This is a genomic window from Geminicoccus roseus DSM 18922, from assembly GCF_000427665.1.
GTDB lineage: Bacteria > Pseudomonadota > Alphaproteobacteria > Geminicoccales > Geminicoccaceae > Geminicoccus > Geminicoccus roseus.
Map to the genome: position 1 here is coordinate 2334222 of NZ_KE386572.1, position 20639 is coordinate 2354860.

Annotated in this window: 19 protein-coding genes, 1 tRNA gene and 1 pseudogene; 12 read left to right on the plus strand and 9 right to left on the minus strand. The window is 66.3% G+C overall.

What is annotated here, in order from left to right:
• Positions 1–366 precede the first annotated feature (366 nt).
• From GEMRO_RS0111910 to GEMRO_RS0111920, 3 genes are read left to right on the plus strand one after another with little or no spacing between them, the layout of a single operon-like run.
• Complete coding sequence (locus GEMRO_RS0111910) at positions 367–897, plus strand: methanogen output domain 1-containing protein (RefSeq protein WP_027134167.1); 531 nt, start codon at positions 367–369, stop codon at positions 895–897.
• A complete protein-coding gene (locus GEMRO_RS29230) occupies positions 897–1895 on the plus strand; it encodes a sensor histidine kinase (RefSeq protein WP_051328983.1) in 999 nt (332 codons plus the stop codon). The genes GEMRO_RS0111910 and GEMRO_RS29230 overlap by 1 nt, the downstream gene beginning before the upstream one ends.
• A 34-nt stretch (positions 1896–1929) precedes the next feature.
• Positions 1930–2379, plus strand: coding sequence for a response regulator (locus GEMRO_RS0111920; RefSeq protein ID WP_027134168.1), 450 nt, complete (start codon positions 1930–1932; stop codon positions 2377–2379).
• Between the two features lie 6 nt (positions 2380–2385).
• On the opposite strand, the gene GEMRO_RS0111925 is transcribed toward GEMRO_RS0111920, so the two are convergent.
• On the minus strand, positions 2386–3774 hold the full coding sequence (locus tag GEMRO_RS0111925; protein ID WP_027134169.1) for an aldehyde dehydrogenase family protein: 1389 nt from the start codon (positions 3772–3774) through the stop codon (positions 2386–2388).
• 131 nt (positions 3775–3905) lie between these two features.
• Between GEMRO_RS0111925 and GEMRO_RS0111930 the strand changes: the two genes are divergently transcribed.
• The 7 genes and pseudogenes from GEMRO_RS0111930 to GEMRO_RS0111960 all read left to right on the plus strand — a co-directional run bounded on the left by GEMRO_RS0111930 (position 3906) and on the right by GEMRO_RS0111960 (position 10297).
• Positions 3906–3981, plus strand: a tRNA-Arg gene (locus tag GEMRO_RS0111930).
• A gap of 239 nt (positions 3982–4220) precedes the next feature.
• On the plus strand, positions 4221–5228 hold the full coding sequence (locus GEMRO_RS0111935) for an alpha/beta fold hydrolase (RefSeq protein WP_027134170.1): 1008 nt from the start codon (positions 4221–4223) through the stop codon (positions 5226–5228).
• A gap of 819 nt (positions 5229–6047) precedes the next feature.
• Positions 6048–6302 (plus strand): annotated as a pseudogene (locus GEMRO_RS35940) (amidase family protein); the annotation flags it as partial.
• 88 nt (positions 6303–6390) lie between these two features.
• Positions 6391–7062 carry an amidase family protein gene (locus GEMRO_RS34205; RefSeq protein ID WP_051328984.1) on the plus strand — a complete coding sequence of 224 codons (672 nt, stop codon included), beginning with the start codon at positions 6391–6393 and terminating at the stop codon, positions 7060–7062.
• Between the two features lie 244 nt (positions 7063–7306).
• Positions 7307–7819 carry a TRAP transporter small permease subunit gene (locus GEMRO_RS0111950; RefSeq protein ID WP_027134171.1) on the plus strand — a complete coding sequence of 171 codons (513 nt, stop codon included), beginning with the start codon at positions 7307–7309 and terminating at the stop codon, positions 7817–7819.
• On the plus strand, positions 7816–9141 hold the full coding sequence (locus tag GEMRO_RS0111955; RefSeq protein WP_027134172.1) for a TRAP transporter large permease: 1326 nt from the start codon (positions 7816–7818) through the stop codon (positions 9139–9141). The genes GEMRO_RS0111950 and GEMRO_RS0111955 overlap by 4 nt, the downstream gene beginning before the upstream one ends.
• Positions 9142–9244: 103 nt before the next feature.
• A complete protein-coding gene (locus GEMRO_RS0111960) occupies positions 9245–10297 on the plus strand; it encodes a TRAP transporter substrate-binding protein (protein WP_027134173.1) in 1053 nt (350 codons plus the stop codon).
• Positions 10298–10378: 81 nt separating this feature from the next.
• On the opposite strand, the gene GEMRO_RS0111965 is transcribed toward GEMRO_RS0111960, so the two are convergent.
• Complete coding sequence (locus GEMRO_RS0111965) at positions 10379–10642, minus strand: DUF4242 domain-containing protein (protein WP_027134174.1); 264 nt, start codon at positions 10640–10642, stop codon at positions 10379–10381.
• Positions 10643–10788: 146 nt separating this feature from the next.
• Here GEMRO_RS0111965 and GEMRO_RS29240 point away from each other — a divergent pair, with 146 nt between their 5' ends.
• A complete protein-coding gene (locus GEMRO_RS29240; RefSeq protein WP_035485205.1) occupies positions 10789–11667 on the plus strand; it encodes a LysR family transcriptional regulator in 879 nt (292 codons plus the stop codon).
• A 10-nt stretch (positions 11668–11677) separates the two neighbouring features.
• Here the strand turns inward: GEMRO_RS29240 and GEMRO_RS0111975 are convergent, their stop codons facing one another.
• From GEMRO_RS0111975 to GEMRO_RS0112000, 6 genes are all read right to left on the minus strand, one after another.
• Positions 11678–12574, minus strand: a complete 897-nt coding sequence (locus tag GEMRO_RS0111975) for an RNA polymerase factor sigma-32 (RefSeq protein ID WP_027134175.1) — start codon at positions 12572–12574, stop codon at positions 11678–11680.
• 67 nt (positions 12575–12641) lie between these two features.
• Positions 12642–13622, minus strand: coding sequence for a tetraacyldisaccharide 4'-kinase (gene lpxK / locus GEMRO_RS0111980; RefSeq protein ID WP_027134176.1), 981 nt, complete (start codon positions 13620–13622; stop codon positions 12642–12644).
• A gap of 10 nt (positions 13623–13632) precedes the next feature.
• The gene (locus tag GEMRO_RS0111985) at positions 13633–14898 is read right to left on the minus strand and encodes a 3-deoxy-D-manno-octulosonic acid transferase (protein ID WP_027134177.1); all 1266 of its coding nucleotides are present in this window, start codon (positions 14896–14898) and stop codon (positions 13633–13635) included.
• Positions 14898–15608 carry a lysophospholipid acyltransferase family protein gene (locus GEMRO_RS29245; RefSeq protein ID WP_169728372.1) on the minus strand — a complete coding sequence of 237 codons (711 nt, stop codon included), beginning with the start codon at positions 15606–15608 and terminating at the stop codon, positions 14898–14900. Before GEMRO_RS29245 ends, GEMRO_RS0111985 begins: the two co-directional genes overlap by 1 nt.
• Before the next feature lie 63 nt (positions 15609–15671).
• Positions 15672–17492 carry an ABC transporter ATP-binding protein gene (locus GEMRO_RS29250; protein ID WP_276202854.1) on the minus strand — a complete coding sequence of 607 codons (1821 nt, stop codon included), beginning with the start codon at positions 17490–17492 and terminating at the stop codon, positions 15672–15674.
• A gap of 3 nt (positions 17493–17495) precedes the next feature.
• Positions 17496–18086 (minus strand): class I SAM-dependent methyltransferase, encoded by a 591-nt coding sequence (locus tag GEMRO_RS0112000; RefSeq protein ID WP_027134178.1) that lies wholly within the window; start codon positions 18084–18086, stop codon positions 17496–17498.
• A gap of 296 nt (positions 18087–18382) precedes the next feature.
• Here GEMRO_RS0112000 and GEMRO_RS0112005 point away from each other — a divergent pair, with 296 nt between their 5' ends.
• Entirely contained in the window at positions 18383–19129 is a 747-nt protein-coding gene (locus GEMRO_RS0112005; RefSeq protein ID WP_027134179.1) for a sugar phosphate isomerase/epimerase family protein, read from the plus strand.
• Between the two features lie 118 nt (positions 19130–19247).
• Here the strand turns inward: GEMRO_RS0112005 and GEMRO_RS29255 are convergent, their stop codons facing one another.
• Positions 19248–20543 (minus strand): M24 family metallopeptidase, encoded by a 1296-nt coding sequence (locus tag GEMRO_RS29255; RefSeq protein ID WP_084506850.1) that lies wholly within the window; start codon positions 20541–20543, stop codon positions 19248–19250.
• Positions 20544–20639 lie beyond the last annotated feature (96 nt).

A 20639-nucleotide genomic window follows, 5' to 3' on the forward strand; every position in this document is an offset into this window, starting at 1 on the left:
CCGCGCGACGCGGCTCGCCTGTCCCGCAGCGTACTCCTGACGCCAAGAAGTCGACCAGCCACCCCCAACAGGAAGCACCGCTTCCTCGCCTGCCGGTTTACCCGCTCCTATGGTTCCTTTGCGGTCACGGCACCGAGGAGCAACCCACCTGCGGTCTCGGGCTACCAACTGATGTTCGTGATTGATCGGGCGGAGGGGCCGTCGCTGGGAGAGTTCATGCCCCGGTAGGGGACGCCGGCCTGACCCGGGGCCGGGCAAGTCCCAAACCGGCGTTCCGCTGCGTTGTCAGGGCTGGCTTCGCCGGCACTCAGTGCATAATGATATGGATGAGGCCGCTATCGGAATGACCCTCCAAGGGAACCCAGCATGAGCCCGCGACCCGCCAGCCCTGCCGATGCTCCCATCGATCTGGAGCGGGACGTCTTCCTGCGCATGCTGCTGAGGGAACTGTCCGGCACGCTTCAGGATGTGGTCGGCCTGGAGGAGGCCTCCGGCTATATCAGCGTCGTCGGCGCCGCTGTCGGTGCACATCTCGATGGAGTGTATCGCAAGGCGCTGCAGGTGGACCACCTCTCCCGCGAGCAGGTCGGCCAGGTCCTGGTCGATCTCAAGCAGCGCATCAACGGCGACTTCTACATCGCCGAGGAACGCGAGGACCGGATCGTCTTTGCCAGCCGGTCCTGCCCATTCGGGGCCTTCGTCGAGGGCCGGCCATCCTTGTGCATGATGACGTCCAACGTCTTCGGCTACATGGCGGCGGAAAATCTGGGCTATGCGCGCGTTCAGATCGACAAGGCGATCGCGCGCGGCGACGATGGTTGCCTGGTCACGGTCTTCCTGCGTCCTTCAGAACAGAATGACGAGGCGCGAGAATATTTCCGGCGTGATGAGTTATAGTGGATCCGATCGCGCGCCTGTTTCAGGATCCCATCCTGCTGTTCGACCGCCACGGTGCTCTGCTGGAGATGAACCGGCCGGCGCGGACCCTGCTGGGGATTGTTCTGGCTCCGGGAAATGAGAGCCGGTTTGACCAGATCGAGGGCCTGCGAGCCCTGCTGACGCTGGCCTCAGGTGCTGGTGAGCCCGTCGTGGGCGGGCTCCGGCTGCAGACTGCCTCCGGGGAGGATTTGCGGGTTCGGGCACGGGCCGTCGTGACGCTCCGCTCCGGCGAGAGGCGCGAGTTCGCCGTCCAGCTCCTGAACAAGGCTAAGGACGAGTTTTCGATCCTCTCTCAGCGCGTGGTGGATCTCAATCGCGAGATCGTGGCCCGTCGAGGCACCCAGGCGCGCCTGGAGGATACGCTGGCGCACAACCAGGTCCTCTACCGCGAGCTGCAGCATCGGGTGAAGAACCACCTGCAGATGATGCTGGGGATGTTCTCGGTTGCACGGCGTGAAGCCGAGGATCCGGGCCAACGGGCGGTGATCCGCAACCTCGAGCTGAAGATGCGGGCGATCGGCGAAGCTCAGCACCTGATGTATCTGTCCGACAGTTCCACCAGCGTCGCGGCGGATGCGTTGCTCAAGGCCCTGGGAGAATTCTTCCAGGCCCTGGCCGGAGAGGAGGCCCAGGTCACCGTAGCCGCTCAGCCCATCCAGATCCCGAACGACATGGCGTTTCCGCTGGCGCTGATCGTCAATGAACTCCTGTCGAACGCCGTGAAATATGGCCTGACGGATGGTCGTGGCAGAATCGAGGTCGTCCTCCGTCAGATCGGACCCGACCTGGAGCTTGAAGTGCAGGACAGTGGCACCGGGTTCGTGCCTCCGCCGCCTGGCAGGCGTTCCTCCGGGCTCGGCCTTGTTCGTGGCCTGTGCCGCCAGATTGGGGCGCAGCTGATCATTTCTTCAGGGGCTGGTGCGAGCGTGCTAGTGCGAATAGCCCTGCCGGCATGATACCGATCTCCGCGTAACGCGTCTGGCAGGCCGAATGACGGGAGTGGATCAAGGCGGGGAGAAGCCGCCGGCAGCGCCGGACGGTGCAGTGGAGCTCAGCCCTGAGAAGGAGAGGCGAGGGCGCGTCCTGATCGTGGAGGACAACTGGCTGATTGCGGTTGAACTGGAGTCGGTTCTGGAAGAAGCCGGCTACGCGGTTGTGGGCTTGGCGATGAGTGCCGACGAGGCGGTCGAGATGGGGGCTGCCCAACGGCCGGACCTCGTTCTGATGGATATCCGGCTCCGCGGCGATCGCGACGGCATCGATGCGGCGACCGAACTGCGCGACCGCTACGACGTCCCCTCGGTTTTCACCACGGCGCATGGCGAGCCCGAAACCCGGGCGCGCGGCCAGGCCGCACGCCCGCTCGGCTGGATCATCAAGCCGATCACCGGCGCCGATCTCGTCCTGAGGCTGGACGAGATCCAGCGTGCCGGCCCCTGATCCTGGTCAGAGCTTTTCGCGCAGATGGAAGGATTTCGGCCGGGTCAGATGGTCGTAGGCGAACTTCGACAACGACACGCCCCGGCCTGTGTCCTTCACGCCCGTCCATGCCAGGGCGGGATCAAGATAGTCGCACCGGTTCATGAACACGGTGCCCGTCTCCAGCCGGTCGCCAATTTGTTCGGCTGCCTCGGTGTCCGAGGTCCAAACCGCCGCCGTCAGCCCGTAGGGGCTGTCGTTCATCAGCGCCACCGCCTCTTCGTCGCTCTCCACCTTCATCACCCCGACGACCGGGCCAAAGCTCTCGTCGCGCATCACCGCCATCTGATGGTCGACCCCGACCAGCACCTGCGGCGCAAGGTAGGGCGAGCCAGGCTCGTCCATGGGGAACGCCCGGCTGTCCACGAGGGACCTGGCCCCCTTCCCGACCGCGTCTGCAATCTGGCTGCGCACGAAATCCGCGGCGCGTGTCTTCGCCATCGGGCCGATATTGGTTTCGGGATTGGTGGGATCGCCCAGGCGATAGCCGGCCGCGAAGCTCGCCAGGCCGTCGATGAAGGCGTCGTAGACCTGGGCGTGGACATAGAGCCGTTCGATCCCGCAGCAGCACTGGCCGGAATTGAAGAACGCCCCGTCGCCGAGCGTCTCGATGGCATGCTGCAGGTTGGCATCGGGCCGGACATAGCCGGGATCCTTGCCGCCGAGTTCCAGCGTGGTCGAGATGAACGTCTCGCCTGCCGCCCGCGCCACCTCGTGGCCGCCGCCCACCGAGCCGGTAAAGCTGACATGGTTGACCGCCCCGGACCGGATGATCTGGAGCGCGTCGGCGTGACCGACATGGAGGAACTGGAACACGCCCTCGGGTAGGCCGGCTTCCTTGAACGCCTGGGCGAACCGCTCCGCCGTCAATGGCGTCTGGGCGCTGTGCTTCAGGATCACGGCGTTGCCGGCGAGGATGGACGGCACCACCGCGTTGACCGCCGTCAGGTACGGATAGTTCCAGGGGGCGATCACGAACACCACGCCCACCGGCACCTTGCGGATGAAGCGGGTGAAGCCCGGCTTGTCGGTGAAGCCGGTATCGGCCAGGCCCTCGGGCGCCACCTCCATCATGTAGCGGGCACGTTCGGCGAACCCGCCCAGTTCCCCACCCGTCTGGGTGATGGGCCGCCCCATCTGCCAGGTGATTTCCTCGCCGATCGCGTCCTTGTGCGCCTGCATCGCCTCCACAAACCGGCCGGCGATCGCGATCCGCTCGGCGAGCGGCACCTGCCGCCATTTGGCCTGGGCTGTCCGCGCCGCATCCAGCGCGCGCTGGATCGCCGCACCTTCGGCGAGTTCGCGCTCGACATAGACGGACTGGTCGACGGGGGAGATGGTGCGCTGGACGGTCATGACGGCCCGTTTTTCCTGGGATGCGTTAGGCAGACAAACTCTAGCTCCCCGCTCCCTCGCGCGCATCCCCTCTGCCGTGCCCAGCAGCAGGCTTGCTCTCCTCCCCGGGTGGCGCTAACAACGCGGCCGACGCGCCCGTAGCTCAGCGGATAGAGCGCTTGCCTCCGGAGCAAGAGGTCGCAGGTTCGATTCCTGCCGGGCGCGCCAGCTCCTCCAGATCTAGCTCCTTTCTTGGTTGCCTGCCTGGGGCGGGATATCAGTCGCCCGGACACCGCCATTCGCGGCTCAGCCATGTGCCAAGGGCGGTCCCGTCCATCGGTGCCGGCTCGCGAACCGCGAGGGATGGCTCCCGCACCTCGCCGGGGATTTGGGTGTGGTCCTGCGCCGCCGGTTGCGGCAGCTTCTCCTTTCAGCCGGATGCATGACCCGGGGGAGGAACAGGGCACATGAGCGACTACACGTCCTTTGAAGTGGCGAACTTCCAGCTTGAGAAGGGCGGCGTGCTGCCGACGGCGCGGCTCGCCTACGCTACCCGCGGCAAGCTCAACGCCGCCCGCGACAACGCCATCCTGGTGCCGAGCTGGTACACCGGCACCCATGACGACTGCGAGACCTATCTGCTCGGCGAGGGGCGGGCGCTCGACCCCGGCAAGTATTTCATCATCCTGACGAACCTTCTCGGGAATGGTCTTTCCTCGTCGCCCAGCAACAGTGAGGCTCCGGTGGAGCGCGGCCGCTTTCCCAAGGTCACTATCCAGGACAATGTCCGCCTGCAGCACCGGATGATCACCGAGCAACTCGGCATCGAGCGGCTGCGGCTGGTCACCGGCTTCTCGATGGGCGCCTGCCAGACCTTCCAGTGGGCATCGCAATACCCGGACATGGTGCAGAACGCCTGCCCGATCGCCGGCTCGGCCAGGACCGGCAACTACAACAAGGTGTTCCTGCTGGCCCTGCGTCGCGCCCTGCAGCTCGACCCCGCCTTCGCCGAAGGCTTCTACGACCGCCCGCCGGTCAACGGCCTGCGCGCCTTCGCGGCGATCTATGCCGGCTGGGGCACGTCCGAGCCGTTCTACCGGGAGAGCGTGTTCGGCGCCCTGGGCTCGCGCAACACGGTGGAGCATGTCGCCGATTTCTGGGAGCCCTTCTTCATGCGCTGCGATGCCAACAACCTGCTCTCGCAGCTCTGGACCTGGGAGAACGGCGACATCAGCGCGAACTCCACCTTCGGCGGCGACCTCGGTGCGGCCCTGGGGGCCATCAAGTCCCGCACGATCATCGTGCCGATCGACAACGACCGATACTTCCCGCCGGTGGACAGTCACAATGAGGCTCGCCAGATCGCGCAGGCCAAGGTGGCGGTGGTGGCGTCGCCATGGGGGCACATGGCTGCGATGAACCCAGGCGATTCAGGCCAGATCGATGCTCCCCTGAGGGAACTGCTGGCGGACTGACCTGCACCGCCCGCGTCGGTCTGGAAGCGGCGCGGGCGGGTTTCTCGGTCAGCCGGGCTGCGTGGCGCGCCAGGTCGCCAGCATCGCGTCGGCCGCGCAGATTCTGTCCTGCATGGTGGTGGCTCTCGAGGTCACCGAGATGCGCACGATGTGCTGGCCGCACCACTGGGAGCCACCGGCAAAGCAGATCCCCTCCGCCTGGATCCGGGCAATCGTGGCGGCGGTCAGACGGCGGCTACTCCCACCGGATCGAAGCCACGCAGCACCCAGCCGAAGAAGTGTCGGCCCGTGATCGGACGCAGGCCGGGCTCCGCGTGGCGCACGAGCGCTTCGACGACATCCATCGCCGCCACGCCGTCGGCAGGCAGGTCAGAGGGAAAATGCTCGGACGGTTCCGCATACGTCTAACATGGCTCCAACAGGTCGTCGTCGACCTTTGAGTGTGGCAGCGGATCGCCAGTTCGGCTGCTGAGCGCAGGGTCCCTAGACTAGTCCATCCGACATGCCGCTGACTTTCCTGCACCCGAGCCTATGGAACAGCGCCATTCTAGAACGGCATCTTCTGGCGATCGCCTGCTCTCACAGGATGGGGAGCCTCGTTTCCAGACAATGGCATAGCGCTTGCTGTCTGCGGCCCGTTCGGACAGACAGAGGCCGACTTGATGATTTCCCGTTTGCTTGGCCGCAGCGCCCTGAGCCTTTCGATCGGCGTGCTCGTCAGCAACGTCACCCCGCCCGCGATGGCTGCCGAGTTCGTCCTGGAGGAGGCGACCTCGCCTGCCATGCGCTGGCCCAGGCGTATCTGCGGCCGGTGCCCTGATCCCGAGGAGGTCGAACCTTCAGGAATTCGCGAGGGGGAAACACCACCAGTTCGCTTGGTGGGCAGACCCTCATCCCTACGACCTGACCGGCACCCCGGGCGGCTTCAGCGGCGGGACCGGTGCATCGATCGCCGCCAATTTCGGCATGGTCGGCACCGGCAGCGATACCGGGCACTCGATTCGTTCGCCGGCTTCAGCCCAGAGCTTGGTGGGCATCCGAACGTCCCGTGGCCCGATCACCCGCACGGTTGAGGATGCTGCCCGGATGCTCGGCGTGATGGCCGGCTACGACCCGGCCGATCCGATCACCGCGGCGGGTGTGGGACGCCATCCGGAGAGCTATGTCGGGTATCTGGATGCCGATGCACTGCGCGGGGGCCCGGATCGGCGTCCTGCAGGACTTCCTTGGCTCCGAGGACATTCACCAGCTGATCAACGCCGCGGCCAGGGAGGCTGCCGACCTCATGCGTTCGCTGGGCGCCGAGGTGGTCGACTTCTCGATCCCGGACCTTGCCGATCTGACCGCCGGTATGGGCACCAGCGACTACGAGACCCGGATCGCCATGAATGCCTATCTGGCCAGGAGCGGCGACGGCGCGCCCTTCACGACCCTGGACAGCGGCAAGGTCGACCCCGTCATCGAGAAGAGCCTGCGTTCCGCCGTCGGCAACGAGGGAGGCATGGAGGATCCGGCCTACCAGGCGATCTTCCGCAAGCGTGACGAGTTGCAGAAGGCGGTCCTGGCGGCGATGGCGGAGAACGACCTGGATGCCATCCTCTACCCGCACCAGCGGCGCCTGGTCGCCCCGGCAGGTGAGTCGCAACTGGAGCGCAACGGCGCTCCGTCGAACGCGACCGGCTTCCCGGCGATCACCTTCCCGGGCGGCTTCGCGGAAGCCACCGACACGGCGCCGATCGGCATGGAATTGCTGGGGCGGCTCTTCGCCGAGGGGGAGCTGAACGGGCTGGCCTATGCCTTCGAGCGGGGCGTGCCGCTGCTGGCGCAGGACTGACCAATTGTTCGCCGGCAGGGCAGCGCCCGCCTGCGGCGTCCTGGTCGGACAGCCGCACCACGTCACGGACTTGGTCCGGCATGCGCGCCAGGGGCGGAATAATTGGCCCCGGTCATCCGGCTTGACGCTCCCGCCATTTCCGAAAAGATGCCCTGGCCTCGGGGGAGCCGCTCGTCCGTCACCGCACGTGCGCGACATTCCAGCGAGGATCCAGGCAGGTGACGGACCAGGGTGGGAGCGGACATTGCCGAACGCGATCAGGACCTATGTGCGGTGGGTAGACGCCTTCAACCGCACCGTAGGTCGGCTCGTCATGTATCTGATTTTCGTGATGATGGGGATTCTCTTATACTCTTCCATTTCTCGCACGTTCTTCAATGAGCCGATCAGCTGGGTCATGGAAATGGCCCAGTTCATCATGACGGGCTACTATCTTCTTGGTGGGGCCTATTCCATGCAGACGGACTCCCATGTTCGCATGGATCTGCTCTACGGTCGCTGGTCGCCCAAGCGGCAGGCCATCACTGACGTCATCACCATCTTCTTCTTGATCTTCTATCTGGTCTTCCTGCTGGTCGGGGCGATCTCCAGTACCGAGTACGCAATCAGCTACGGCCAGAAGAACTATACTGCCTGGGCACCACCCCTGGCGCCGATCAAGATCATCATGTCGATTGGCATCTTTCTCATGCTGCTCCAGGCTATCGCGACCTTCTTCAAGGACTGGGCGCGGATGCGCGGGGAGACCTTGGCATGAGCCAGGAATACATCTCCCTCCTGATGTTCTCGTCGCTGATGCTCCTGCTGCTCACCGGGCAGCGCGTGTTCGGAGCGATCGGGTTCGTCGGTGCCGCGGCCGCGCTGCTCCTGTGGGGCGACGGCGCCACCGAAATGCCGTTCAGTTCCGCCATCACGGTGATGAACTGGTATCCGCTGCTCACCCTGCCGCTGTTCATTTACATGGGCTACGTCCTGTCGGAATCGGGAATCGCCAGCGACCTGTACCGGATGTTCCATGTCTGGATGGGCCCGGTGCGTGGCGGGCTCGCACTTGGCACCATCGGCCTGATGGTGGTGATCTCGGCCATGAACGGACTGAGCGTCGCCGGCATGGCGATCGGCGCCAGCGTGGCCCTGCCGGAGCTCCTGCGCCGCGGCTACGATAAGGTGATGGTCACCGGCATCGTCCAGGCCGGAAGCTCCCTGGGCATCCTGGTGCCGCCCAGCGTCGTGCTGGTGCTCTATGCGATGATCGCCCGCCAGCCGGTCCTGCAGCTTTGGCTGGCCGGCGTGTTCCCGGGGCTGCTGATGGCGGCGTTCTTCGCGATCTACATCTATATCCGCTGCCGCCTGCAGCCCCATTTAGGCCCGGCGCTGCCGGCCGAGGAACGCCGGGAGATCAGCCGGGCGGAAAAGCTGCAGCTCCTGCGGGCAGGTTTTCTGCCGCTCGCGATCTTCGCCTCGATGATGGGCCTGTTCCTGACCGGCGTGACCAGCCTGGTCGAGAGCGCCGCTGTCGGCGCCGCCGCCGCCACCGTGGCAGCACTCGTCAAGCGGCGGCTGACCTGGCCGGTGATGGAGAGCACCGTCCGCCAGACGCTCGGCATCAGCTGCATGTTCCTGTGGATCATCCTGGCCGCCTTGTGCTTCGGCGCCGTCTATGACGGCTTGGGAGCCGTGCGCGCCCTGGAGACGCTGTTCCTGGACCGGCTGGCGCTGGAGCCCTGGCAGGTCATGGCGCTGATGCTGCTCTCGTTCATCGTGCTCGGCATGTTCCTGGACGACACCGCGATGCTGGTGATCGTGGCGCCGCTCTACATCCCGATCGTGATCGAGCTCGGCTTCAACGCGATCTGGTTCGGCATCCTCTACACGATCACCTGCCAGATCGCCTACATCACCCCGCCGTTCGGCTATAACCTGTTCCTGATGCGCGCCATGGCGCCGCCCGAAATCACGCTGGGCGACATCTACCGATCGATCGTCCCCTTCGTGATGATCATGGTCCTTTCCTTGGGGATCATCATGGCCTTCCCACAGATCGCCTTGTGGTTGCCTGGCCTTTACTCCGGCGGATGACCGTCGTCTCCCAATCCAGGTGCTGCCATGTGGATTGGGGAAGACCTGTGCCGTCGGTTGTGCTTCGATCGACGGCACGATGAACCTGAAAAGCGGGATCGACATGGCGAAGAGACGCGATTTCGTCACGAAGGCCGGACTGGCGACCGTTGCCGCGGTCGGCACCTCGACCATTGCAGCTCCTTATGTGAAGGCGCAGTCGCCGATCAAATGGCGGATGCAGACCTATGCCGGCCCCGCGCTGGCCGAGCACGTGATCAAGCCGTCGATCGACGCCTTCAACAAGGCTGCCAACGGCGAGATGGAGATCGAGCTCTACTTCTCCGACCAGCTGGTGCCGCAGGGCGAACTGTTCCGGGCGGTGCAGCGCGGCACCATCGACGCCTGCCAGAGCGACGACGACTCGATGGCGTCCCCGGTCGATGTCGCGATCTTCGGCGCCTATTTCCCGTTCGCCTCCCGCTACAGCCTGGACGTTCCCGCACTCTGGCACGGCTATGGCCTGAAGGAGATCTGGGAAGAAGCCTATGGCGAGGTCGACGGCGTCACCTGGCTGGGGACCGGCTCCTGGGATCCCTGCAACTTCGCCACCACCAAGCCGATCCGCAGCGTCGCCGACCTCAAGGGCCTGCGCGTGTTCACCTTCCCGACCGGCGGCCGGTTCCTGCAGCGCTTCGGCGTGGTGCCGGTGACCCTGCCTTGGGAGGACATCGAGGTCGCCATGCAGACCGGCGAGCTGGACGGCATCGCCTGGTGCGGCATGACCGAACTCTACACAGTCGGCTGGGCCGACGTGACCAAGTACTACCTCACCAACAACATCTCGGGCGCCTGGGCCGGCTCCTACTTCGCCAACACCGAGCGGTGGAACGAGGTCCCCGACCATCTCAAGACCCTGTTCCAGCTCTCCATGGACAGCTCGAACTACTATCGCCAGCACTGGTACTGGTGGGGCGAGGCGCATTACCGCGCGACGGGGGGTAAGCTGGAGCTGACCACCATTCCCGAAGGCGAATGGAAGCAGGTCCAGGACGAGGCAATGGTGTTCTGGGACGAGATCGCCGCCACCAGCGACCGCAACGCCAAGGTGGTGCAGATCCTCAAGGACTATATCGCGGTCATGGAAAAGGCCGGCCCGCCCTACCGCTACGCCTGAGCCGGCGGCGGCATCGCCCGAACGCTCGGATCCTCCGGGGCAGGCCGCCCCGGAGGATCTCGGACAGGCTAAACAGGACGATCAGGGCGTCAGGTCGAGGGCAGGAACGACCCGCTGGTAAGGCAGTCCGGCCTCGTCGTTGAGCTTCTGGACGGCGGCGGCCGATTCGGCCTCGAACAGGCACATGCAGCGCCCGTCCTCCGGCGCGAAGGTCGACCGGATGTAGCGGATCTTGGTGCCGTCCGCCGACATCTCCTGCGCCTTGCCGATCGCAGCCTTCTGGGCATTGCCGAGGGCGTCCATCCCGATGCCCTGGAGATCGCGCTCCACCATGAAGACCGACATCCCGCTGATCCCTTGGTTGATCTTGATGGTCCGATAAGAGCGTGGATGAAGCCCTGGGAGAACGACCGGATGGGCATGGTTCGATAGCCGACGGTTATCAACGGACCTGCTAGGCTCTCGGGCGAGGCCTTGGGAGTGGGCACGCCATGGAGATGTACCAGATCCGCTATGCGCTTGCGGCGGCGCAGACGCTGAACTTCACCAAGGCGGCCCTGGCCTGCAACGTCTCCCAGCCGGCGCTGACCAAGGCGATCAAGATGATCGAGGCGGAACTCGGCGGGCAGTTGTTCCATCGCGAGGGCAAGCGGATCCTGCTCAGTGATTTTGGCCGCACGCTGCTGCCGCATCTGCAGGGAATCGCCAGGGAAGCAGAGGCCACCCGCGCCCTGGCCGACAATTTCCGGCTGCTGAACCATGTTCCGGTAAGGCTGGGTGTCATGTCCACCATCGGGCCGGTGCGGCTGTCTCGCTTCCTGGCCACTTTCCAGCGACACTACCCGGGCGTCGAGGTAGCGGTCAGCGAGGCGCCCTTGAGTGACCTGGAGGAGCGGCTGGAAAGGGCCGATCTGGACTTGGCAATCCTGAACCGCCGCAACGGCCTGAACGCCTCTTTCAACGCCCAGGACCTGTACCAGGAGCGCTACGTGGTGGTGTTCCCGCCCGACCACCGCATGGCCGCACTGAACGCGGTGAGCCTCGTGGACCTCGCCGACGAGCCTTATGTCGACCGGCTGAGCTGCGAGATGCGCGAGATGGTCCTCGCGGTCTGCCAAAGCCAGAGCGTGACGCTGTACGCTCGCTTCCGCTCCGAGCGGGAAGACTGGGTCCAGTCGATGGTGATGGCCGGCATCGGTTTTGCCTTCATGCCGGAATGCTCGGTGACCCTGCCGGGCCTGTTGCAGCGCCCGCTGATCAACCCCGAAATTATCCGGACCATAGCGCTGGCCACGGTACCGGGCCGACCCTGCAGCCCCGCCACGGCCGCCCTTGTTCGGGCGGCCCGTGAATTCGAATGGCCGGGCTGAGAGCCTGAGTTCAGGCGAAGGCGCCCACGAGGATCGCCTCGTCGGCGGGGTCCTTGACCCGGCGCATCAGGGCGCTCTTCAGCTTCTGGAGAGCACGGTGCTCGATTTGGCGGACGCGCTCCTTGCTGATGCCCAGGCGACGGCCAAGTTCTTCCAGCGTCGAGCCTTCGTCGCGAAGCCGCCGCTCGCGGATGATGATCTGCTCGCGTTCGGAGAGTTCCGCCAGCGAACTGGCGATCCACTTGGTCCGGGTGCGGCTGTCATGGCCGTCCTGCAACGCCTCCTCCGGGGTCGGCCGCTCGTCGGCGATGAAGTCCTGGCCGGTGCTCTCGCCCTCGAAGCCGATCGGCGCATTGAGCGACTGGTCGGAGCCGGACAGGCGCTGCTCCATCGAAAGAACGTCGGCCAGCCCCACCGACAGCTCCTGGGCGATGCTGACGCGGTCATCGTCGTCGAGTTGCTGCTTGCGGCCGCCCTCGATCCGGGCCCGCAGCCGACGCAGGTTGAAGAAGAGCGATTTCTGCGCGGCCGTGGTGCCGGTGCGGACGATCGACCAGTTGCGCAGCACGAAGTCCTGCATGGCCGAGCGGATCCACCAGGCGGCATAGGTCGAGAAGCGGACATCGCGCTCCGGCTCGAACCGGGCCGCCGCCTGCATCAGGCCGACCATCCCCTCCTGGACCAGATCGGGCATGGGCAGGCCGTAGTTTCGGTACCGGCTTGCCGTGGCGACCACCAGCCGGAGATAGGATGTCACAAGTTCGTGAAGTGCGGCCTGGTCATTGTCTTCCCGCCACCGACGCGCCAGTTGCAGCTCATGGTCGCGATCCAGCATGGGGGCGGCCATGGCACCCTGCACAAAACGCCGGTCCGCACGCTGGGCCGACATGGTGTCGATCATACTCATCAGGTGCCTCCGATCGAGAGCCCGTATCCATGAGGGCGACCATCACACCCCCAGACCGGCTGTCGCGTCAGCGCTCCGATGCAGGCGTGATCAATCCCTTCAACAAGGCCTGAACGCGCGGGCGGTTCCACCAACAAATTGTAACGGACAATGTAACGATTTCGCTTCGATCCGCGGGCGACAGTCGCACCAGGTCCTTCTCCGTGGTGACGAGCCGTGCCCGGTTGCGCTTTGCCACCGCACGCAGGTCGTGAAGCTCGCTGGCCGTGAATCGGTGGTGATCCGGAAAGGCTCTTGTCCCGACCACCTGCACGCCAGCGGCACGCAAGCTGTCGAAGAACTTTTCCGGACGTCCGATTCCGGCGAAGGCGAACGTCGTTCCCTCACGCAACGATACGAGCGCCTCGAGCGGATGGATCAGCCTTGCCGACAGAACCGGCAGTTCCGTCTTCGCCGCCAGGCCCTGGCGGTCCTCGCCGATCATCACCAGTGCGTCGGCCCGCTCCAGTGCATCGGGGAAGCGCTCGCGCAGCGGACCCGCCGGAAACACCTTGCCGTTGCCGATCCCGGCCGGGCCATCCACCACCAGCCAGGACATCGACTTCGCCAGGCCCGGGTTCTGGAAGCCGTCGTCCATCAGCAGGATACGGGCGCCTGCCGCGACGGCCGCCCGCGCGCTCGCTACCCGGTCCGGCCCGGCCCAGACGACCGCCTCGCGGGCCAGCAGCAGGGGCTCGTCGCCCACCAGGCCGGCATCATGGCGCTGCGGGTCCACCCGCAGCGAGCCGGAAACGCTGCCGCCATAGCCGCGGGTGATCACGTGCGGCTCGATGCCGAACTCGCTGCGCAGGATCTGCGCGAGCGATCGGACGACCGGGGTCTTACCGGCTCCGCCAAGGGTGGGGTTGCCGATGCACAGGGTCGGAACCCCCAGCTGCAGGCCAGGCCGTTTCGCCCTAGCCGTCACGATCTGCCCGTACAACGCGCCAAGCGGGCCCAGGGCGGACGCGAGCGCACCCTCGCGAGCCCAGAACGCGGGTGCCTTCATGGCGGCCGGGTCACGTCTGGGCCGGCAGGACCGGCAGCAGCGCCTCCAGCATCCGCTCGAGCACGCCGGCCCGCTCCGCCGCGAAGGTCGCCGCTGCCTGGCCCAGCCGCTCGATCTCCGGCCGGTTATCCAGGAGCCGGCCGACCTGCTCCGCCAGGGTCGTCTCGTCCCCGACCTGTACCGCGCCACCGGCGGCGATGAGCCCGCGGGCGATCTCGTCGAAGTTCCAGACATGCGGGCCCAGCAGCACCGCACAACCCAGCCGCGCCGGCTCCAGGGGGTTCTGGCCGCCGTGGCGGACCAGGGAGCCTCCCACGAAGACCAAGGGGCAGGCCCGGTAGAAGAGGCCGAGCTCTCCCAGGGTGTCGGCCAGATAGATGCCATGCGAGGCCAATGCCTCTCCCGCGGAACGCCGGGCTACCCCGATGCCAGCCGATCGCAGGGCATGGGTGATCTCGGCCCCCCGGTTCGGGTGCCGCGGAGCAATAATGGTCACCAGATCCGGAAACGCGCTCCGCAGCGCCCGGTGGACCTGGAGCGCGGCTGCCTCCTCGCCCTCGTGGGTGCTCGCGGCCAGCCAGGCAGGCCGCCCGGCCAGCGACCGTTCCAGCACCTCCAATTCGACCGGATCGGCCGGCAGGGGAGGGGCCGCATATTTCAGGTTGCCGGGCGTCACGACCCTGCGGGCTCCAAGCGCCGCCAGCCGGGTGGCGTCCTGTTGGCTTTGCGCCAGCACCAGCCGGAACGATCCGAGCAGTCTGGCGATCGATGCGCCCGCCCAGCGCCAACGGCGGAACGAGCGCTCCGACATCCGGGCATTGAGGAGCACGGTCGGAATGTCTTGGGCCGCGAGCATCGAGAGCATGTTGGGCCAGATCTCGCTCTCGACCATGATGGCGAGATCCGGGCGCCAGCGTTCCAGGAACCGGCCGACCACGTCGGGCAGGTCGACGGGCGCAAAGCGGTGCAGCACGCCCTCGGGCAGCCGCTTGGCCATCAGGGCGGCGGAGGTGACGGTGCCGGTGGTCACCAGGAAACGCAGATCCGGTCGGGCTGCCAGCAGGCTGTCCAGGAGCGGCAGGATCGAGAGCGACTCGCCGACGCTGGCGGCATGAACCCAGACCAGCGGGCCCTGCGGACGGATCGAATCGTCGACGCCCAGCCGCTCCGGCCAACGCTCGGGATGCTCCTTGCCGCGACCGCGTCGTCGTTCCAGATGGCCGCGGACCAGTGGTGCTGCGATCGTCGTGGCGAGACGCCAGCAGGTGATCAGCATCAGGCGCGAGCAGGACCGCCCAGCGGTTCCTTCGCCGGTGTCCTGCGCGGGGCCGGCGGGGTGGGCGACCGGCCGCAGCGCCGGTCCGCCTCGTCCATCAGCGCGTTCATCGCATCCTCGTACTGCAACTCCAGGCGCGCCAGTTCGTCCTTGTCGGCATCCTTGGGTACGCGGATCGGCTCGCCCAGCATCAGCACCCCGCGGGTCCAGGGAGCCGGGATCAGCATCCTGTCCCAGTTGTCCAGCTGCTTGCCCCAGCGGCAGGAGCCGGTAGCCGGTATTACCGGGCAACCGCTGTGCTTGGCCAGGAGCATGATGCCGCCCTGCACCCGCTGCCGGGGGCCCTTGCCGCCGTCCGCGGCGATGGCGATACTCTGGCCGTCCTTCAGCGTCCGGCGGATCTCCCGGAACGCCTCGGTGCCGCCCGTCCGGCTCGACCCCATGATGGTCTTCACGCCGATCAGGTTCAGCGCGCGCGCCATCATGGCGCCGTCGCGGTGCGGGCTGCTCAGCGAATAGGCCGGCGTGGCCGGATCCTTGCCCGTCTCCCGCAGGACCCCCCGCCAGAGCAGCGGCAGGAACAGCAACCTCCCATGCCAGTAGCCGGCGAGCACGCCTTCGTTGCTCGCTATGATCGCCCGGGTTTCCGGGGGAGCATGGAATTCCATCCGCGTGGTCTTATGCAGGAATTCGACGGTGCCGGCGATCATGCCGGCGATCCGTCGCTGCGATGACGGAGCCTTGCCGATCTGCTTGAGCAGCCTCATTGCCCGTCAGGCCCGAAGCAGGGCGGGCACCGCCGTCCCGGGCAGGTCGGCGCCGGAGCCTTCCTCGAACTGAAGTTCGTAGAGGCGCGCATAGATCCCTCCGGCCTGCACCAGCGACGCATGATCGCCCATCTCGACGATCCGGCCCTTGTCCAGCACCGCGATCTTGTCGGCATGCACGACCGTCGAGAGCCGGTGCGCGATCACGATCGTGGTGCGGTTCTCCATCAACCGCTCCAGGGCATCCTGGATCTGCCGCTCGCTTTCCGTGTCGAGAGCCGAGGTCGCCTCGTCCAGCAGCAGGATCGGCGCCTTCTTGAGCATTGCCCGGGCGATCGACAGGCGCTGACGCTGCCCGCCGGAGAGGCGGATGCCCGAGCCACCGATCCGGGTATCGTAGCCTTCGCGCAGCGCCATGATGAAGTCATGCGCCGCGGCCGCCTTTGCCGCCTCCTCGATCTCCGCGTCGGTGGCGTCCAGACGGCCATAGGCGATGTTGGCCCGCACGGTGTCGTCGAACAGGCTGACCTCCTGGCTGACCAGGGCAATCTGCGCGCGCAGGGAAGCCTGGGTGACCTCGCGGATCTCGTGTCCGTCTACCGTGATCCGCCCGCCCTGGGGCTCCCAGAAACGCAGCAGCAGGTTGATCAGCGTCGACTTGCCCGAACCTGAGGGACCCACCAGCGCGACAGTGCTGCCGGCAGGCACATCCAGGGTCAGGCCGGCGATGGCCGGCACTTCCGAATGGTAGGAGAAAGTCAGGTTGTCGAAGCGGACATGGCCCTCGACCGCCGGCAGCGCCACAGCATCGGGCGCATCCTGGATGGCCGGGCGCCGGTCGATCACCGCATAGACCCGGTCGGCTGCGGCCAGGCCTTCCTGCAGGGAATTGTTGAGCTTGGCGATGCTCTTGAGGGGCTGGTAGGCCATCAGCAGCGCGGTGATGAAGCTGAAGAACGTGCCGGGCGTGGTGTTGCCGGCAAGCACCTGGCTGCCACCATAGCCGATCACCGCCGCGATGGCGACGCCGCCCAGGGTCTCCATCACCGGAGCCGTCGCCGCCCGGATGCGCGCCGCCTTCAACTGCAGCGCATACTGTCCCTCGATCAGGTCGTGGATCCGCTCGATCTCGAACGATTCCCGGTCATACGCCTTCACCTGGCGTATCCCCTGGAACGTCTGCTCGAGGCGGCCGGTGATCCGACCCATCTGCGCCTGCGCCTGGCCCACGACCTTACGCACCCGCTTGCCGAGCTTGGTGATCGGCCAGTAGGCGAGCGGGAAGCCGACGAAGGCGATCGTGGCGAGCGTCCAGTCCTGGTAGAACATCAGGGCCACCAGGAAGATCACCGACAGGCCATCGCGCGCCATGCCGGTCAGGACCGAGGTCAGGGCAACCCGGAGCGCCGCCACGTCGTAGGTGATCCGGGAGATCAGCCCGCCGGTGCCTTCGGTGACGAAGAAGCCCAGGTCGGAACGGATCGTGTGGCGGAACAGGCGGGCCTGGATGTCGGCCACGACGCGATTGCCGGCGTCGGCCATCATCCGGTCCTGCACGAACGACGCGACGCCCTTGACCAGGGCCAGCGCCAGCACGGCCAGCGGCACCAGCGCCAGCATGGTGGCGTCCCTTTGCAGGAACACCTTGTCGAGGACCGGCTCGATCAGCCAGGCATTGCCGGCGGTGGTCGCGGCGACCAGCACCATGGCCACCGTGGCAATGGCGAGCTTGCCGACCAGCCCTCGGACATGTTCACGCAGGAGGCGGCGGAGCAGCGCTCGCCAGTGGCCTTCCGCTCGGTTGAGCGGTGGGGTCGCCTTCTTGATGGCTCAGGCGCCCTGGTCTGGCGTGCCCGTGTACTTCCAGACGTAAGCCGGCGGCATGTTGTTCAGCACGAAGCCAGCCAGCTTCGCGTTCAGGCCGTAACGGCGATGCGGGATCGGAGAGATGGGCGAATAGCTGTACTGGAGCATCACGCCCTTGGGACCGACAATCTTCAGGCCGCCCTTGTAGATCGCCTCGCGGAAGCCGTCGGGCATGCCCACCATCGGCAGGCCGGAGATGATCGTGGAGACCTTGCGCACCCCGTGCTTGCTCAGGATCTGGGCAAGCTTGGTGGCATCGCCACGCACCACGGTGGCACCCATGAACCGGGTGCTGAGGTACTTGTGCAGCTTCTCGTCGAGCTCCACCACCACCAGCGCCTCGCGCGGGATGCCGGAGTCAACCAGGCCCTGGGTAATTGCGCCAGTGCCGCCGCCGAGTTCCACAATCTTCTCGCCCGGCTGCCAGACCACCTGCTCGGCGATCTTCTTGGCCAGCGACTGCGACGAGGGAATGATCGACCCCATCGATTTCGGCGACCGGAGCCAGGTCTTGAAGAAGAGCTCGCTCTCTTTGAACAGCTCGATCCGTTGCATCACGTCTCCTCGGACCGGCTTACGTGCCGGCCGCCTTTTTCCAGGCGACACCTCCGCTACCCGCGGGGTTCGGCAGATGAAATAGAAACGACCCACCTTCAGGTCGAGGGCAGGGTCGCGGCGAGCGGTAAATAGGCATGACCACCCGCCTATGCAAAGTGGCTGATCGAGAAACTTCCATGAAATGTGGCTAATGCACAATTTTCACGCGCGAGTCTCGGAGTTCGGGCACCTTGCCTAGGTCCAAGACGTTTAAGCTCGGACCAGGGTTCCGGCCATAACAAGGAAAAGCGGCCATGCCTATCGTCCCCGGCTTCCAGCTCGTCGCCACGCGGTCGTTTCCCCCGCTGGCCGCACGCCTGCACGAGCTGGCGGAGCTGGGCTACGTCAAGGTCGAGCCGTATGACGCCCTGTTGCGCGATCCTGGCGGGCTCGCCTCGATGTTCAACCATGCCAACCTCACCTGCCCGAGCATCCATGCGGAGCTGCCGCGGTTTCGGACCGACGTGCAGCGGGTGATCGGGATGGCCGACATCCTGCGGGCCGGAACGGTGGTGATCCCGAAGCTCACCGTGGCGGACCATCCCCAGGATACGCCCGGCTGGATGCGCTTTGCGGCGGAACTGGCCGGCTATGCGATCAAGCTCAAGACCGCCGGCAAGCGGCTCGCCTGGCATAACCGGGAGTTGGAGTTCGCGCCTCTGCCGGATGGCAGCACGCCCATCGAGCACCTGTTCGAGGCCAGCCCAGACATCCTCTGGGAGATCGACCTCGCCTGGGTGGTTCGGGCCGGTCAGGATCCGACGGCCTGGATCGAGCGATGGCCGGAACGGATCGTCGCCGTCCACCTCAAGGACATCGCGCAGAGCAGCTCGGGCGCCGAGTGGGTCTGGGCCGATCTTGGACACGGGATGCTCGACTGGGACCTGATCGTGCCGGCGCTGAAGAAGGCGGGCTGCCAGCACTGGTACGCCGAGCACGGAGCGCCCCTCGACTTCGACCGCTGCGCCATGCGGGCCATCGAGACGATGCGGAGCTGGTGATGGAGCCGTCAACCGGCGGATGAGCAGGACGCTTGGTTGCCGGCGATGATCCTTCCTCCCAGCCGGTGCTCGCATCGCCGCAAGGGTTTGGTCTCGTGGGCGCCCGGCTCCTGCGTCCCTATGCTTCCAGGGCGTCCAGGAAGGGAGAACGCGACAGGACCTCTGCGCCACTGCTCGTGATCAGGACCTGCTGCTCCAGCTTCACGCCCTCGGCTCCGCCCACCGCTCCGATATAGCTTTCCACCGACACCACCATGTTCTCCTCGAACACGCCGTCATAGCCCCAGTCGGCGAAGTCCTGGGCATAGACGATGGCAGGGTACTCATCGACCATGCCGACCCCGTGGATCAGGGTCATGTAGCGGTTGGCGACATAGGCTTCCGGGACCTGCCATGCCCGCTCGACGAAGTCGCGGAACCCGAGACCGGCGTGGAGCAGGCCGATGTTGTGCAGCACCTGCTCCTGGGCGATCTCGTAGAGCGTCCGCTGCTCGTCCGAGGGGCGGCGCCCGGGGCAGAGTTGGGTGCGGGAGATGTCGGCGAGATAGCCGTGGGGCCCGACCATGTCGGTGTCGAACCCGACCAGGTCGCCCGGCTGGATCACCCTCTCCGAGCATTCCTGGAACCACGGGTTGGTCCGCTCGCCCGAGGCCAGCAGCCGGCACTCAATCCACTCGCCCCCATGGGTGATGTTGGTGGTATGGAGGATGCTCCAGAGCTGGTTCTCGCTGATCCCGGGCTCCAGCGCCGCACGCATCCGGTCCACTGCTAGGTCGCACACTGACATGGCGTGGCGCAGGCAGGTCACCTCCTCGGGCAGCTTCACCATCCGCGCCTGTTCGACCACCTCCTGGGCGTCGAACAGGGCGATGTCGCGCGCCATGAGCCGGGTCGTCCCGGCGGGATTGCAGCGGTCCACGGCGAGGCGCCGGTTGCCGCCACCATGACGCTCGACCAGCCACGCCACTTCCTCCGCCCAGATCCTGGCCTTCTCCTCCAGGCGCGGCCCGGCGATGAAGTACGTCCAGCCGGTCCCGATCCGCAGCTCGTCTACGCTGGCAAGACCTTCGCCCAGATGGCGGCTGGCAGCGAACTCGAACAGCACGACCGGCCCCTCGGTGGCGACGAACACGTAGCGGCCGCCTTCCCGCATCGTCCAGATCGCCATGTTCCTGGCGCCCGTGGCATAGCGGATGTTGATCGGATCGGAGAGCAGGGCTCCTGCGTAGTCGCGCTTCTTCAGTTCTGCCCGCAGCCGCTCCAGCCGACCCTGCCGCAGTCGCTCCTCATCGATCTCGCCGATCCTCCGGATCAGGTCGGCATCCACCGGATCGACCTGCCACTCCGGCTGGCTGGGGGATGCCGTCCTGCCGGTACCGGCAATCCTGCTGGTGTAGGAGCGATCGTACGCCATGTGCCCCCGCGCGTCCGGCCTCCTTCGCTCATGCGCCGCCTGACACTTCCATGCAAGACGGGCCGCGGCGGTGCGGGTCAAAGGCAGATGGCGACG

What these genes read in the sequence shown, in the direction of transcription:
- GEMRO_RS0111910 (WP_027134167.1), top strand. Translation starts at nt 367, where the DNA reads ATGAGCCCGCGACCCGCCAGCCCTGCCGATGCTCCCATCGATCTGGAG.
- GEMRO_RS0111920 (WP_027134168.1), top strand. Translation starts at nt 1,930, where the DNA reads ATGACGGGAGTGGATCAAGGCGGGGAGAAGCCGCCGGCAGCGCCGGAC.
- GEMRO_RS0111925 (WP_027134169.1), bottom strand. Translation starts at nt 3,774, where the DNA reads ATGACCGTCCAGCGCACCATCTCCCCCGTCGACCAGTCCGTCTATGTC.
- GEMRO_RS0111935 (WP_027134170.1), top strand. Translation starts at nt 4,221, where the DNA reads ATGAGCGACTACACGTCCTTTGAAGTGGCGAACTTCCAGCTTGAGAAG.
- GEMRO_RS34205 (WP_051328984.1), top strand. Translation starts at nt 6,391, where the DNA reads ATGTCGGGTATCTGGATGCCGATGCACTGCGCGGGGGCCCGGATCGGC.
- GEMRO_RS0111955 (WP_027134172.1), top strand. Translation starts at nt 7,816, where the DNA reads ATGAGCCAGGAATACATCTCCCTCCTGATGTTCTCGTCGCTGATGCTC.
- GEMRO_RS0111960 (WP_027134173.1), top strand. Translation starts at nt 9,245, where the DNA reads ATGGCGAAGAGACGCGATTTCGTCACGAAGGCCGGACTGGCGACCGTT.
- GEMRO_RS0111965 (WP_027134174.1), bottom strand. Translation starts at nt 10,642, where the DNA reads ATGTCGGTCTTCATGGTGGAGCGCGATCTCCAGGGCATCGGGATGGAC.
- GEMRO_RS29240 (WP_035485205.1), top strand. Translation starts at nt 10,789, where the DNA reads ATGGAGATGTACCAGATCCGCTATGCGCTTGCGGCGGCGCAGACGCTG.
- GEMRO_RS0111975 (WP_027134175.1), bottom strand. Translation starts at nt 12,574, where the DNA reads ATGAGTATGATCGACACCATGTCGGCCCAGCGTGCGGACCGGCGTTTT.
- lpxK (WP_027134176.1), bottom strand. Translation starts at nt 13,622, where the DNA reads ATGAAGGCACCCGCGTTCTGGGCTCGCGAGGGTGCGCTCGCGTCCGCC.
- GEMRO_RS0111985 (WP_027134177.1), bottom strand. Translation starts at nt 14,898, where the DNA reads ATGCTGATCACCTGCTGGCGTCTCGCCACGACGATCGCAGCACCACTG.
- GEMRO_RS29245 (WP_169728372.1), bottom strand. Translation starts at nt 15,608, where the DNA reads ATGATCGCCGGCACCGTCGAATTCCTGCATAAGACCACGCGGATGGAA.
- GEMRO_RS0112000 (WP_027134178.1), bottom strand. Translation starts at nt 18,086, where the DNA reads ATGCAACGGATCGAGCTGTTCAAAGAGAGCGAGCTCTTCTTCAAGACC.
- GEMRO_RS0112005 (WP_027134179.1), top strand. Translation starts at nt 18,383, where the DNA reads ATGCCTATCGTCCCCGGCTTCCAGCTCGTCGCCACGCGGTCGTTTCCC.
- GEMRO_RS29255 (WP_084506850.1), bottom strand. Translation starts at nt 20,543, where the DNA reads ATGGCGTACGATCGCTCCTACACCAGCAGGATTGCCGGTACCGGCAGG.